The sequence below is a fragment of the Streptomyces mutabilis genome, assembly GCF_046628145.1.
Taxonomy (GTDB): Bacteria; Actinomycetota; Actinomycetes; order Streptomycetales; family Streptomycetaceae; genus Streptomyces; species Streptomyces mutabilis.
Genome location: NZ_CP176874.1, coordinates 6,478,633 through 6,492,714, shown reverse-complemented (window position 1 = coordinate 6,492,714; position 14,082 = coordinate 6,478,633). Strand labels below are relative to the sequence as shown.

Here is a 14,082-nt window from a genome sequence, read left to right as displayed (position 1 = left end):
CTGATGAACGGTGCGGCTCAGGCTCCGCACGGACCTCCGCGTGCACCAGGAGGTAAGGGACGTCCAGCCGGACGCTGCCGTCGGTGGCCCGGTTGTGCTCCTCGAACAGCGCGGCCGGCGAGGCACGGGCGCGGCCCCAGCGTCCGGCGGCTTCCAGGGCCGAGCGATGGGCGCGCAGCGGCCCCGGCTTGTTCTCCGGCCCCGGCGGCGGCGAGCGCGGCGGGACCGGAACCGGTGCCCACGTCCAGGACCCGGGGTGCGGGAGAGCCCGGCCGGCCGTACCGGGCGAGCGCCCCGTGCACCACGTCGTCCGCCGCGTGCGCCCACGCGTCCCCAGCGGCCGCGTAGTCGCCGCCGGCCCAGCCGCCGCTCCTGCCGCCGCTCCTGCCGCCGGTCACCGCCGCCCCCGAGCGGCCGGACGGCGCAGGGTGACGCCGTGGGCGGCCAGCGTGCCGGGCAGCCCCTCCAGGGCGGGGACCTGCTCGATGTGATGGACGCCGGGCGGAACCGATCCGGTGAGCAGTTCGCGCGTGACGCGGGCGGCCACGAGAGCGGTGACGCGGCTCTGTTCGCGGCCGGTGAGGGCGTACGCCGCGTGCCGGTCGCCGCGCCACGCGTCCACCCGCACCGCGAATCCGTCCCGCCCCAGGTGGACGCGGTGGAGTGCGCCGGTCAGCGACCGCAGCACCCGGGGCCGTCCGACGGCTCGGAGCAGACCCGTGCGGCGCAGCCCGAACAGCGCGGCGGTCAGCGCTCGGGAGTCCAGGCACAACCGGGTGGTGACGTCCGCGACGCCCAGCGTGTGCGGCAGGGTGTGCTGGTCGGAGAACGGAAACGGATGCGCGGTGCGGGTGCCGTAACCGGGCAGGCCCGTCCTGCGCGGCGCCGCCCGGACGGGATCGGCCAGGCCCGCGACGGTCCAGCGCAGGGCGTCGGCGCCGTGCCGGTCGCCGGTGCCCAGCAACAACGTGATGTCGATGCGCTCGGCGCCACCCACGGTCTCGTGGGCGCGGCGGGCGAGCAGGTTGGTCAGTCCGGGGGCTACACCCACACTGAGCACGGCGACGGCCCCGCCGGCGGCGGCCGTGCGGGACAGGGCCGCCACCGCGTCCAGGTGACGGGCGCCGGCCCCCACGTCCACCAGGTGCACTCCGCGTCCCAGGCAGAGGCGGGCGACGGACTCGTCGGGGGGTTCGACGCACAGCACGACGGCCGCCACGTCGCCCAGTTCGTCCAGCGCGCGCCGGAAGGCGGCCGTGTCGGTGACGTCGACGCGCACTCCCCCGAGCCGCCGGACCTTGGCCTCGTCCCGTCCGGCGGGCACCACGCGGCCGGGGAATCGAGCGGCGAGGCAGGAGGTCACGCCGGCACCGACGGCGCCGTAGCCCCCGACGACCAGGATCCGCCCGGCGGGACCGTCGCATCTCACTGTAGTCATACTCCAGTGATTACACTGGAGTATGACTACAGTCAAAGTCCGATGGCACCAGGCCGCTCCGCGCGGCGGAGAGGACACGGCATGACGCCACCCGTCACCCGCGCCGAGAAGGCACGCCGCACCCGGCAGCGGATGCTGGACGCCGCCGGGCGGCTGTTCACCGAACGCGGCTGGGCGGGGACGACCGTCGAGGACATCGCCCGCGGCGCCGAAGTGGCGGTCCAGACCGTCTACTTCACCTTCGGGACCAAGCGGGCGGTGCTCAAGGAGCTGCTGGACACCGCCGTCGCCGGGGATCTCGACCCGGTCGCGACGCTGGACCGGCCCTGGGCGCGGGAGGTGCTCGACGCTCCGGATCCCGCCGCCCAGTTGGCCCTCCAGGCGGCGGGTGCGCGAGCCGTTCTGGAGCGGGCCGCGCCCGTGCTCGAGGTGGTGCACGCCGCCGCTGCGGCCGACCGGGAGCTGGCCGAGCTGTGGCAGCTCAACCGGCGCCAGCGGCACGCCGTGCAGCTGGCCTTCGCCGAGGCGCTGGTGGCCAAGTCCGGTGGTGCGCTGCGCGACGGCGTCGACGCCGCGACGGCCGCCGACATCTGCCTGGCCGTCCTCGGCCCGGAGACGTACGGCCTGCTGGTCACCGGGCGGGGATGGTCTCCCGCCCGGTGGCAGCACTGGGCGGAAGACGCTCTGGCGCGGCAGCTGCTGCCCCGGTGAACCGGGGCGGTGCTCAGACCGCCTGCACCCCGGGCACGCCGGTCTCGATCACGAACGACTTGTCGGTGCGGACCGGGGCGCCGGGCCGGGTGACGTAGTCGACCACGCGGTAGTCGGCCGTGTACTGCTGCTTGGAGACGGAGCAGCGGACGTAGCCCCGGCGGCTGCTGTAGTACTTGGTGTGCGGGTTCTCGTCCCAGTACACCTGGCCGGGGTCGTGGGTGGCCGATCCGTCGCCGCCCGAGGTGATCGAGGTGGTGACGAACTCGCTGCCCAGCAGCCGGGTCTCGGGGCGCTCGAAGTCGCGGCGCAGGTCGTTGGTCCAGTTGTTGTGCACGTCTCCGGTGAGGACCACGAAGTTGTCGATACGGCGCTCCTCGACGTAGCCGAGGACCCGGTCGCGGGAGGCGCGGTAGCCGTCCCAGCCGTCGTTGTAACCGCCGTCGTCCGGGCCGGCGACGGCATCCCAGTTGGCGAAGTAGATCTGCTGCGGGACCACGTTCCAGGTGGAGCGCGACCGGGCGAGGCTCCGCTCCAGCCAGGCGTGCTGCTCGTCGCCGAGGATGGTGGCCTTCGGGTCCCACTGGTCCGGGCCGGAGACCTGCCACTTGTCGCCGTAGGGCTGGTTCGTGCGGTACTGGCGGGTGTCCAGCACGCTGAAGGTCGCGGTGGCGCCGTACTCCAGGCGCCGGTACAGCGGCAGCGCGGTGTCCACCGGCTTGCGCAGGCGGCGCAGCGGCATGTGCTCCCAGTACGCCTGGTAGGCGGCGCGGCGGCGGGCGGCGAAGCGGGCGGTGGTGTCGTTGCCCTGGCCGGCGTCGTTGTTCTCCGGGCTCAGGTCGGCGTAGTTGTTGTCGGTCTCGTGGTCGTCCCAGGTGACGACGAACGGCGCGGTGGCGTGCAGCAGCCTGAGGTCGGGGTCGGTCTTGTACTGGGCGTGGCGCGCGCGGTACTCGGCGAGGGTGTTCATCTCGTCGCCGTGGTGGGTGCGCACCTTGCCGTTGACGCCGGCGGCGTACTCGTACAGGTAGTCGCCGAGGTGGAAGACCACGTCGGGGCGCTCCTCGGCCATGTGCCGGTACGCCGTGAAGTGGCCCTGCTCCCAGTTGGCGCAGGAGGCGAAGGCGAAGTCGACCGTCGGCGAGGTGCCGGGGGCCGGGGCGGTGCGGGTGCGGCCGACGGGGGAGACCGCGTCGCCGGCGCGGAAGCGGTAGTAGTACTCGTGGTGCGGGCGCAGGCCGCGTACGTCGGCGTGGACGGTGTGCGCCTCCGCGGGCACGGCGTGCTCGACACCGCGCCGGACGACCTTCCGGAACCGCTCGTCGAGGGCAATCTCCCAGCGCACGGCGACGGGTCGGTCGGGCATGCCGCCGTCGTCGTCGAGCGGCTTGGGCGCCAGGCGGGTCCAGAGCACCACGCCGTCGGGGAGCGGGTCGCCGGACGCGACGCCGAGCTGGAACGGGTCGCCCGGGACACGTCCCGGCGCGGCGGAAGCGACGGGCGCGGCACCGGTGCCGAGCAGCACCGCGCCGGCGCCGGCGGCGCCCGCGATGCCGAGGAACCCCCTTCTCTTCAGCGAGTTCGGGGAGCTGGTGCGCGGCGGGGTCATCGAACCTCCAGAGGACGGACGGCCGGACGACAACCAGGCAAACGGCAGTGGGTGAACCCCGGCTGCTGTGCTCATGGACCGCGCTTGACCGATACATGTCCAGAGGTTCGGGGGGTGGTTCGGACGGGGGTGGTTCGGACGGAGGCTCAGCCGCTGGTCAGGGTCCCCCACTCGACGGTGCGGTCGCACCAGCGGTCCAGGAGCACGCGGTCGTGGCCGACGGCCAGCAACCCCGCGCCCGTGGACGCCCGGTAGTCCTCCACCACCCGGACGAGGGCGGCGGTGGTCGAGGCGTCGAGCATCGCCGTCATCTCGTCGCAGACCAGCCAGCGCGGGCGCAGTACGAGGGCGCGGGCGAGGCAGGCGCGCTGCAACTGGCCGTCGCTGACCTCGTGCGGTCGCCTGCTCAGCAGGTCCGCGGTCAGCCCCACCGTGGCGGCCAGTTCCGCGACGCGGCCGGTGACGTCCGCGCGCCGGCCGGTGGCCCGCAGCGGCTCGGCGATCAGGTCGGTGAGCGCGAGGCGGGGGTCGGCGGAGAGCCTGGCCTGCTGGAAGACGACGCCGAAGGCGGTGCGCTGTTCGCGCGGCGCCCGGTGCCGCCAGCGCCGTACGGGGGTGCCGTCGACCGTCAGGGAACCGGCGTCGGGGTGGTGGAGCAGGGCGGCGACACGGGCGAGGGTGGACTTGCCGCAGCCGCTGGGGCCGAGCAGTCCGAGGGCCTCCCCCGGCTCCAGGGACAGGGAGACGTTCCGGAACACGGGCGCGTTCCTCGCGTATCCGGCGGTGATGGCGCGCATCTCAAGCACGGTCGGCGGCCTCCGTGAGCGCGGCGTGCGGGTGGTGGCAGGCGACGGTGGCGGCCGGAGCGCCGGCCGGCGGCGGCACGGTGTCCGACGACGGCGGTACGGCGGTCAGGGGCGGCAGCGCGTCGCAGGCGTCGGTCACGCGGTCGCAGCGGGCGGCGAAGGCGCAGCCGTCGGGAAGGGCCCCGAGTTCCGGCGGCAGGCCCGGGATGGGGGTGAAGGCACGGTCGGGCAGGGCGTCGAGCAGGCCCCGGCTGTAGGGGTGGCGAGGGCCTGGGGTGCCGAAGAAGTCGGTGGCGTCGGCGAGTTCGACGATGCGGCCCGCGTACATCACGGCGATCCGGTCGGCGATGCGTTCGGCGGCGGCGAGGTCGTGGGTGATCATCAGCAGGGCGCGGCTCCGGCCGCCTGTCGTGTTGTCGACATGTCGCCTCAACTCGTCGACGGTGCGGTCCACCAGGTCCCGGTCGAGTCCGGTGGTCGGCTCGTCGGCGAGCAGCAGCGGGGCGTCGCCGACGAGGGCGAGGGCGGTGGCGGCGCGCTGGGCCAGGCCTCCGGAGAGTTCGTGCGGGTGGTGGTCGAGGTGGTCCACCGGGAAGGCGGCGCGCTCGGCGGCGGCCTCGGCGGCCACACGCAGGGCGACGCGACCGCGGACGTCGGTGAGTTCCGCGACCGTCTCCTCCAGCTGCGAGCGGATGGTGCGCACGGGCGTCAGGTGCGCGGCCGGGCTCTGCGGGACGAGGCCGATGAGCCGGCCCCGTACGGTGCGGGCGAAGGTCCGCTCGTCCGCGGTGAGCAGGTCGAGGTCGCCCAGCAGGGCGGCGCCGGCGGTCCGGGCGTTGCCGGGCAGCAGCCCGAGCAGGGCGGAGGCGAGGACGGACTTGCCGCAGCCGCTCTCGCCGATCAGGGCCAGGCACTCGCCGGCCGCCACGTCGAAGTGCGCGTCGGTGACGGCGGCGACGCGGCGCCCGCCCGGCATCAGGAAGCGCACCGACAGACCGCGTACCGACAGCACGGGGGCTCGCTCGGTCACAGCATCAGCTCCGATCGGCGGCGGGGGTTGATCCGCTCCCGCCAGGCGCCCGCGAGGCCGGCGACGGCGAGGGTGGGGACGATGATGAACAGGCCCGGGAAGAGGGTCGGCCACCACTGCCCGGCGAGCAGCGAGCCCCGCGCCTCCTGGATGAGGTTGCCGAGGCTGGCGGTGTGGGTGGGCAGGCCGAGGCCGAGGAAGGACAGCGCCGACTCGTGCCACATGGCGTGCGGCACCATCAGTACGGCGGCCAGCGCGGCCTGGGGCAGCACGCCCGGCAGCAGGTGCCGTACGGCCACCCGCCACCGGGAGGCGCCGCCGGAGACGGCCGCGTCGACGTAGGGGCGCGAGCGCAGGGACAGCACCTCGGCGCGGACGATGCGGGCGGTGGACAGCCAGTGGGTCAGCGCGACGGAGATCACCACCGGCCACACTCCCGGCCGGAACATCGCCACGATGAAGATGCCGAGCAGCAGGTGGGGAACGGAGGAGATGGTGTCGACGACCCGCATGACGGCGCGGTCGACCCAGCCGCCCAGCGCCCCGGCGGTGGCGCCCACGGCGGTGCCGACGACCGTCGCCGTCAGGGCCGCCGCGACCCCGACGAGCAGGGAGACCCGCAGCCCGTACACGCAGCGCAACAGCAGGTCCCGGCCGACGTCGTCGGTGCCGAAGGGGTGGGCCCAGCTGGGCGGCTGCAGCTTGGCGGCCAGGTCGACGGCCTGCTGGTCCAGCTGCGCCAGCGGTGGCACGAGCAGCACCGCGAGGACGGTCAGGGTCAGCAGCGCGGCGGAGACGCGCAGGCGCAGGGTGCGGGTGGAGCGGCGGTCGGTGCCGTGGGCGCGCCACACGGGGCCGGTCTTCTCGGCCTTCTGAACGGCGACGTCAGCCATGGGAGTCACATTTCACTGAGCTTCACCCTCGGGTCGAACAGTCCGTAGAGCAGGTCGGCGAGCAGGTTGCCGGCGAGGACGGCGGCGGTGGCGAGGACGGTCAGCGCGGCCAGCAGCGGGAAGTCGACGGCGGTGGCGGCCTCGACGGTGGCCGCGGCGATGCCGGGCCAGCTGAACACGGTCTCCACCAGCAGAGCGCCGGTGATGAGTTCGGGGACGCGGGAGCCGATCAGGGTGAGCACCGGGAGCAGGCCCGAGCGCAGCGAGTGCCCGAACAGGACGGTGCGCTCGCCGATGCCGCGGGCCCGTGCGCCGCGCACCGGGTCCTCCGCGAGGGCGTCGCCCACGCCCTGGCGCACGTACAGCGTGAACCAGGGCAGCTGGGAGACGGCGAGCACACCGGCGGGCAGCACGATGTGGCTCGCGACCTGGCCCGGGGTGACCTGCTCGCTGGCGGTGTCCGTCAGCCCGCCGGCCGGCAGGACGTCCCACTGCAGGGCGAAGAGCCACACCGCGAGCAGCGCGATCCAGAAGACCGGCGCGGCCTCCAGGGTGTACGCGAGGGAGGTGACGGCCCGGTCGAGCATCGAACCGGGGCGGCGGGCGGCCAGCACGCCGAGGAACGTGCCGACCAGGACCGCGACGGCGAAGGCGACCGCGCACAGCAGCGCGGACCACACGAGGCGTTCGCCGATCACCTCGGCCACCGGCTGGCGCATGACCGGCGAGTGGCCGAGGTCTCCGGTGAGGGCGGCGGTCAGCCAGTCCCACCAGCGGACGACGAACGACTGGTCCACGCCGAGGTTGTCGCGCAGCCGGTCCAGGGTCTCCTGGTCGGCGCCGAGCGCGGCGGTGCCGGCGTACGCCTTGACGGGGTCGAACGGGGAGGCGGCGGCGATGGCGAAGACGCCGAACGTGACGACGAGGACGACGGGGACGGCGAACAGCGCCCGCCTCCCCGCCAGTCGTGCCATCGCTCCCCAGGGCAGCCTCCGGGGCGATCGGGTCATTTCTTCGGCTGCCAGTCCTCGATGTTCCACCAGGGCCCGCTGGCGAAGCCGTGCTCGTGCGGCTCCAGCTGCGTGGTCAGCCCGTCCCAGCGGTCGGCGAGGACGTAGAGGTGATCGATGTGGGTGAGGAAGGTGTAGCCGGGGTCCTCGACCAAGGCCTGCTGGACCTGGTCGTAGGCGGCGGCGCGCTGCTCCGGGTCCTGGGTGCGGCGACCGGCGTCCAGGGCCTTGTCCACGGCGGGGTTGTCGTAACCGGCCATGTTGTTGAAGCCGTCGTTGGCGAGGGAGGAGTGCAGCAGGGTGTAGAGACCGAAGTCGGGGTCACCGACGCTGCCGAAGCCCGCCAGGACCGCGTCGTTCTTCATCCGCGGCTCGATGACCTCCCAGGTGGCGCCCTCCACCTTCACCTCGATGCCGGCCTTCTTGGCGTCGGAGGCGTAGGCGAGGGCGTGGTCCTGGCGGACCTTGTCGCCCGAGGGGTAGTACAGGGTGAAGGAGGCGCGCTGTCCGTCCTTGGCACGGATGCCGCCGGAGCCGGTCTTCCAGCCGGCCTCGTCGAGGATGCGCTTCGCCTCGGCGAGGTCGTGCGGGCGCTCGATGCCGCGCTTGTACCAGGGGTCGTCGACGGGCAGCGGTCCGTACGCGGGTCGGCCGGCGCCGTCGAGGATCTTGTCGACCATGGCCTGGCGGTCCACGGCGGCGTCCAGGGCCTGCCGGATCGCGCGGTCGCCGGTGACCTTGCCGGAGGTGGGCAGGGTGACGGCGCGGAAGTCGTAGGACTTGGCCTCGTACGTGCGCCGGCCGTCGTCCTTCTCGAAGGTGGCGGCGAGGTTGGGCGGCAGGACCGCACCGTCGAGGTCGCCGGAGCGCAGCCGGGTGGCGCGGACGTTGTCGTCGGCGATGATCGCCATGGTGAACGACTTCACCGCGGGCTTGCCGCCCCAGTAGTGCGGGTTGGCCTTGAAGGTGAGCTTCTCGCCCTTGCTCCAGTCGGCGAGGACGTACGGGCCGGTGCCGACCGGCGCGGTGTTGAAGGTGCCGGTGTTGGGGTCCTGGCCCCCGGCGACGTGCTCGGGGACGATGGGCAGCACCGTGCGGGCGGCGAAGGCCGCGTACGGGTACTTGAGGGAGAAGACGACGGTGTCGTCGCCCTTCGCGCTGACGCCCTCGATGGCGTCCAGTTCGCTGCGGGCGGTGTTGTTGGTCTTCTCGTCGAGGACGGTGCGGTACGTGTAGACCACGTCCTGGGCCGTCAGCGGTTCGCCGTCGCTGAACTTCACGCCGTCGCGCAGGGTGTACGTGTACGTCCTGCCGCCGTCCGCGATCTTCGGCAACGCGGTCGCGAGCGCGGGCTTCAGTTTCAGGTCGGTGTCGCGGGCGAGCAGCCCGTCGAAGATCTTGGAGTTTCCGTCCTTGCCGTAGCCGAGCAGCGGGCTGAGGGTGTCCGGCTCGGAGGCCACCCCGATCACCACGGACTCGGCCGCCTTGGCGTCACCGCCCGCTCCGCCGCCCCCGGGCGCGGAGCAGGCGGTGACGCCGGCGGCGAACGCCGCCGCGGCGGCGGCACTTCGTATCCGACGGGTTGTCATGTCTCCCCCACGCTTGTTGTTGGTGCGGGGTTATTGCACATCAGTCGCAATAGAAGCGTCAAGCCAGGTGGGGGAGCGTGCGGGGGCGCGACGACTCGGCTGGGGGGTCTTTCAGCACGCTTGCGCCGCGAACGCCCGGTAAGCCCGGTCGTCGAACAGGACGAACCGGACCTCCGTCACCGACGTCGCGGTGCCGCGCACCGTCTCGACGGCGATGCGGGCCGCGTCGTCCATCGGCCAGTGGTAGACGCCGGTGGAGACGGCCGGGAAGGCGACCGTGCGGGCGCCCAGTTCGTCGGCGACGCGGAGGGATTCGCGGTAGCAGGACGCGAGGAGGTCGGAGCGGTCCTCCGTCGGGCTGTGCACCGGGCCGACCGTGTGGATCACCCAGCGGGCGTCCAGGTTGCCCGCGGTGGTGGCGACCGCCTTGCCGGTGGGGAGGCCCTTGCCGTAATGCGAGGCGCGGAGCCTGCGGCACTCCGCGAGGATCTCGGGGCCGCCCCGCCGGTGGATGGCGCCGTCGACGCCGCCTCCGCCGAGCAGGGAGGAGTTGGCCGCGTTGACGATCGCGTCGACGCTCTCGCGGGTGATGTCGCCCTGGACGAGGGTGATGGTGGTGGTCATGTCCGGCCCCCGGTGCGGCTCGGTTCGGTGGTCAGGTCCGGCGCAGTCTGCGCCACACGGCCTTCGCCGCGTTGTGCCCCGACATGCCGTGCACGCCGGGGCCCGGCGGGGTGGCCGACGAGCAGATGTAGACGGCCGGGTGCGGCGTGGCGTACGGGAACAGGGACAGCTTGGGACGCAGCAGGAGCTGGAGGCCGGACACCGCGCCGGCGGCGATGTCGCCGCCGACGTAGTTGGCGTTGCGGGCGGCGAGTTCGGGCGGGCCCGCGGTGGCGCGGGCGAGGACGCGGTCGCGGAAGCCGGGGGCGAAGCGCTCCAATTGGCGCTCCACGGCCTCGGTGAGGTCGCCGGTCCAGCCGTTGGGGACGTGGCCGTACGCCCAGAAGACGTGCTTGCCCTCCGGGGCGCGGGTGGGGTCGACGACGCTGGGCTGCGTGGTGATGAGGAACGGCGCGTCGGGGGCGCGGCCCTCGCGGGAGGCCGCGTTCAGCGCGGCGCCGATCTCCGCGCTGTCGGCGCCGACCTGCACGGTGCCCGCGGTGCGGGGCTCCTCGGCGGTCCACGGGACGGGGCCGTCCAGCGCGTAGTCGATCTTGAAGACGCCGGGGCCGTACCGGTAGTCGGCGTAGTGGTTGCCGAGGCCGGCGATGCGGGCCAGGGCGGTGGGCGAGGTGTCGAAGACGTAGGCGCGGGCGGGCGGCAGGTCGTCGAGGCGCTTGACCTCGAAGTCGGTGTGCACGGTGCCGCCGAGGTCCTTGAGGTATGCGGCGAGGGCGTCCGAGATGGCCTGGGAGCCGCCGCGGGCCACGGGCCAGCCGCGGGCGTGTGCGGCGAGGGCGAAGACCAGGCCTATGGCGCCGGTGGCGAAGCCGTTGAGCGGGGCCATGACGTGCGCGACGAGGCCGGCGAAGAGGGTCCTGGCCTTCTCGTCGCGGAAGCGGCGCATCAGCCACGTCGACGGGGGCAGCCCGACCAGGCCGAACCGGGCGAGGGTGACCGGGTCGCGGGGCAGCGCGGTCAGCGGCAGGGACATGAAGTCGCGGGCGAGAGTGTCCCAGTGGGGCAGGAAGCGCTCGACCAGACGGCGGTAGGCACCGGCGTCGCGCGCTCCGAAGGAGGCGGCCGTCTCACCGACCGACCGGGAGAGTACGGCCGCCGAGCCGTCCGGGAAGGGGTGCGCCATGGGCAGCGGGGCGTGCAGCCACTCCAGGCCGTACCGCTCCAGGGGGAGGTCGCGGAAGGCGGGTGAGTTGATGCCGAGCGGGTGCGCGGCGGAGCACGGGTCGTGCCGGAAGCCCGGCAGGGTCAGCTCCTCGGTGCGGGCGCCGCCGCCCACGGTGTCCCGGGCCTCGAACACGGCGACCGAGAAGCCGCGGCGGGCCAGCTCAACGGCAGCGGTCAGCCCGTTCGGCCCCGCACCCACCACGACCGCATCGAGCATCGACGGCACCTTCGGACCCCTTCGTCAGCCGATGGCCACTCGGGATCAGGATATGCCCGGGGTCCGACAGCCCGTGGTCTCGGGTGGGCGGCAGCGTGCCGGGCATCGCGGGCAGTGCGCCGGTACGGCGGGCAGTGCGCCGGTGCCGCGGGCAGTCGGCGGTCGGGTGCCTCGCGCGGCCCTCGGCGAAGGCGGCCTCTCCCCGCTTCTCCCCCGCCCCCGCGGCCGGCCCGTCCGGATCAGGCCGCCGCGGCGCGGAACGTGCTGGGGCTCCGGCCCTTGTGGCGTTTGAAGGCGGCGCTGAAGCCGAAGGCGTCTGCATAGCCGACGGACTTGGCGATCTGGGCGATGCTGAGGTCGGTGTCGGTCAGGAGCGCCTCGGCGTCGGCCATGCGGCATTCGGTGAGGTAGGCGAGGGGTGGGCGGCCCATCAGCTCGGTGAAGCGCTTGGCGAACAGCGCCCGGGAGACACCCGCCTGACGAGCCAGCGACGCCACCGTCCAGGGCTCGGCGGGGCGGCCGTGGAAGGCCTGCAGAGCGGGACCGAGCACCGGGTCGGCCAGGCCGCGGTACCAGCTGGGCGCGTCCGCGCCCGCCTCGTCGAACCAGTTGCGCAGCGTGCACACCAGAGCCCAGTCGAGGAGCCGGTCCATCAACGCCTGCGAACCGGCCGTGAGCCGTGCGGCGTCGGCGGCGGCCGTCTCCAGCCAGGCGCAGACCTCGACGTCCTCGTTGATCACCAGGACCGGCGGCAGGGCGCGCAGGAGCCGCTCGTGCCGATGGCCCGAGGCGCGGTAGGCGCCCACGATCAGCGCGGTCGCTCCGTCCGGATCGGTGCCCCAGCGGATGCCGCCGAGTTCCTGGCCGGTGCACTCGGCGTCCGGGGTGAAGCAGGCGATCTCGTACTCGGTGTGCGGGCGGTCGAGGGTGGTGGGGCCGTCCACGAGACGGAACGGCGCGGGGCCGCGCACGATGGCCGTGTCACCCACGCCGACCGCCCGCTCGGTGCCGTCGGACAGCAGCAGGGTGCCGCCGCCGCGCAGCACGCTGACCATGGTGAGCGGGGCGTCGTCGGTGAAGCGGATGGACCAGGGTGCCGTCAGTACGGCGTGGCTGACGACCGAGCCCTCGGCCCGGATGCCGCTCAGCAGTGAACTCAGGGGATCCACGGAACCATCGTAGACGATCTCCTATGTTTCGGAGCGTTTCTGCCATGGATCATCTATGCGGCTGTGGCTGTACTGGACTCATCGCATTGATCGAGCCCGCATCGAACCAGGAGTCACCGTGACGCAGCCCAGCAGCGACGCCCGGACGGCCCTCGTGGTCGTCGCGCACCACCGCGCCGATTCCCTCACGGCGCACACCGCCCGTCGTACCGCCGCCCGGCTCGAGGCCGCCGGGTTCCGTGTCGACCTGCTCGATCTGCACGCCGAGGGATTCGACCCGCGGATGAACGTGGCGGATCAGCCGGACTGGGGCAACCGGGAGAAGGCGTACTCGGACGAGACGCACGCCCACATGCGGCGCATTCTCGACGCCGATGTCCTCGTCGCCGTCTTCCCGGTGTACTGGCAGAGCGTGCCCGCCGTCCTCAAGGGGTGGATCGACCGCGTGTGGAACTACGGGTTCGCCTACGGCCGCAGCAAGCCCCGCCTCGCGGGCAAGCGCATCCTGTGGCTGGGCCTGGCCGGGGCCGCCGCCGACGACCCCGTCATGGAGGGGATGCAGTCCCTCATGGAGACCAGCCTCAGTGAGGGCATCGCCTATTACTGCGGCTTCTCCCACTCGGCCGTCGGTCTGCTCCCCGACGCGGAAGAGCGCCCGCAGCGCGTCGACGCCGAGGGCAATCTCCTGGTCGGCGACGCGGTCTCGGGTGCCGAGCGCGAGGCGCAGTACGCCGACTTCGACCGTCGTGCACGGGAGTTGCTGGAGAAGTTCCTCGCCGAGGAGCCGGTGGCGGCCTGACGGCGGCCGTCCGGGCCACGGCACGCGCCGTGCGGTCGCGGGAGCACTCCCCCGGCGGTCAGGCCGCCTCGCCCGCCAGCAGGGCCACCACCCGGCGTGCGGTGGCGGCGTCGCGGGCCGCGGTGAACGGCAGGTCGTTGTCGCCCGTGATGCGGAACGGCTCGCCGGTGCGGGTCAGGTGGGTGCCGCCCGCCTCCTCCACCAGGAGCAGGCCGGCCGCGTGGTCCCAGGCGGCCTCCCAGGAGAACGCGGTGGCGTCGAGCTCACCGCGGGCCACGGCGAGGTACTCCAGGCCCGCCGAGCCGCAGGCCCGGGGCGCCACGCCCGGGGTGCGCAGGCCGAGCAGGGCGTGCTTCTGCTCGTCCGTCGTGTAGTCCGGGTGGGAGGTGGCGACCCGCAGCTCACGGCCGGGCTCGGGCGGTCCGGCGTGCAGCCGCTCGCCGTCCAGGAAGGCGCCCCGGCCCTTAATCGCCGTGGCCATCCGGTCGGGAACGGGGGCATAGGTCCACGAGGCCCGCACGACCCCGTGGTGGGCGAGCGCGACCAGGGTGCAGAAGCCCGGGTCGCCGTGCACGAACTGCCGCGTCCCGTCGACCGGGTCGACGATCCACACCGGCGCCTCGCCGTGCAGCGCCTCGTACGAGGCGGGGTTGGCGTGCACCGCCTCCTCGCCGACCACGACCGATCCGGGCAGCAGGGCGGACAGGGCCTCGGTGAGGAACAGCTCGGCCTTGCGGTCGGCGTCCGTCACCAGGTCGTGCGGGCCGGTCTTCTCGTCGACCTCGTGGGCCTCGAGCCGGCGCCGGCGCGGCATGATCTCCTGCGCGGCCGCCTTGCGGACGGCCTCCTCCACGTCGTCGGCGTGCCGGGCGAGAAACTCGTCGATGGTTTCGTTGTTCTCGATCATGACTCCATGAGAGCACGCGCCACTGACAATCCCCACCCGGGTGGTGTACTCCGGGT

General features: G+C 73.6%; 13 protein-coding genes. 2 read left to right on the top strand and 11 right to left on the bottom strand.

Translation table 11 applies throughout. The features are described from left to right. Positions 1-394: 394 nt before the first annotated feature. Positions 395-1,438, bottom strand: coding sequence for a saccharopine dehydrogenase NADP-binding domain-containing protein (locus tag ACLIN4_RS29085; protein ID WP_411576394.1), 1,044 nt, complete (start codon positions 1,436-1,438; stop codon positions 395-397). A gap of 81 nt (positions 1,439-1,519) precedes the next feature. On the opposite strand from ACLIN4_RS29085, the gene ACLIN4_RS29080 reads away from it, so the two are divergent. Continuing rightward, complete coding sequence (locus ACLIN4_RS29080; protein WP_269959637.1) at positions 1,520-2,149, top strand: TetR/AcrR family transcriptional regulator; 630 nt, start codon at positions 1,520-1,522, stop codon at positions 2,147-2,149. A gap of 13 nt (positions 2,150-2,162) precedes the next feature. Here the strand turns inward: ACLIN4_RS29080 and ACLIN4_RS29075 are convergent, their stop codons facing one another. The 9 genes from ACLIN4_RS29075 to ACLIN4_RS29035 all read right to left on the bottom strand — a co-directional run bounded on the left by ACLIN4_RS29075 (position 2,163) and on the right by ACLIN4_RS29035 (position 12,320). Then, positions 2,163-3,758: an alkaline phosphatase D family protein gene (locus ACLIN4_RS29075; RefSeq protein ID WP_269959638.1), complete on the bottom strand. Its 1,596-nt coding sequence runs from the start codon at positions 3,756-3,758 to the stop codon at positions 2,163-2,165. 146 nt (positions 3,759-3,904) lie between these two features. Further along, positions 3,905-4,564: an ABC transporter ATP-binding protein gene (locus ACLIN4_RS29070; protein ID WP_289907437.1), complete on the bottom strand. Its 660-nt coding sequence runs from the start codon at positions 4,562-4,564 to the stop codon at positions 3,905-3,907. Continuing rightward, complete coding sequence (locus ACLIN4_RS29065; protein ID WP_289907436.1) at positions 4,557-5,594, bottom strand: ABC transporter ATP-binding protein; 1,038 nt, start codon at positions 5,592-5,594, stop codon at positions 4,557-4,559. Before ACLIN4_RS29065 ends, ACLIN4_RS29070 begins: the two co-directional genes overlap by 8 nt. Next, positions 5,591-6,487 (bottom strand): ABC transporter permease, encoded by an 897-nt coding sequence (locus ACLIN4_RS29060; RefSeq protein WP_290012210.1) that lies wholly within the window; start codon positions 6,485-6,487, stop codon positions 5,591-5,593. Before ACLIN4_RS29060 ends, ACLIN4_RS29065 begins: the two co-directional genes overlap by 4 nt. Positions 6,488-6,492: 5 nt before the next feature. After that, positions 6,493-7,461 carry an ABC transporter permease gene (locus tag ACLIN4_RS29055; RefSeq protein WP_411576393.1) on the bottom strand — a complete coding sequence of 323 codons (969 nt, stop codon included), beginning with the start codon at positions 7,459-7,461 and terminating at the stop codon, positions 6,493-6,495. Between the two features lie 32 nt (positions 7,462-7,493). Continuing rightward, positions 7,494-9,086, bottom strand: a complete 1,593-nt coding sequence (locus ACLIN4_RS29050; RefSeq protein ID WP_411576392.1) for an ABC transporter substrate-binding protein — start codon at positions 9,084-9,086, stop codon at positions 7,494-7,496. Positions 9,087-9,197: 111 nt separating this feature from the next. After that, the gene (locus ACLIN4_RS29045; RefSeq protein ID WP_382052716.1) at positions 9,198-9,710 is read right to left on the bottom strand and encodes an O-acetyl-ADP-ribose deacetylase; all 513 of its coding nucleotides are present in this window, start codon (positions 9,708-9,710) and stop codon (positions 9,198-9,200) included. Between the two features lie 31 nt (positions 9,711-9,741). Then, positions 9,742-11,151 carry a phytoene desaturase family protein gene (locus ACLIN4_RS29040; RefSeq protein ID WP_107476252.1) on the bottom strand — a complete coding sequence of 470 codons (1,410 nt, stop codon included), beginning with the start codon at positions 11,149-11,151 and terminating at the stop codon, positions 9,742-9,744. 239 nt (positions 11,152-11,390) lie between these two features. Further along, positions 11,391-12,320, bottom strand: a complete 930-nt coding sequence (locus ACLIN4_RS29035) for an AraC family transcriptional regulator (RefSeq protein WP_179342250.1) — start codon at positions 12,318-12,320, stop codon at positions 11,391-11,393. Between the two features lie 118 nt (positions 12,321-12,438). On the opposite strand from ACLIN4_RS29035, the gene ACLIN4_RS29030 reads away from it, so the two are divergent. Next, positions 12,439-13,119, top strand: a complete 681-nt coding sequence (locus tag ACLIN4_RS29030; RefSeq protein ID WP_257002924.1) for an NAD(P)H oxidoreductase — start codon at positions 12,439-12,441, stop codon at positions 13,117-13,119. A gap of 58 nt (positions 13,120-13,177) precedes the next feature. Here the strand turns inward: ACLIN4_RS29030 and ACLIN4_RS29025 are convergent, their stop codons facing one another. Beyond that, on the bottom strand, positions 13,178-14,026 hold the full coding sequence (locus ACLIN4_RS29025; RefSeq protein WP_307651862.1) for an inositol monophosphatase family protein: 849 nt from the start codon (positions 14,024-14,026) through the stop codon (positions 13,178-13,180). Positions 14,027-14,082 lie beyond the last annotated feature (56 nt).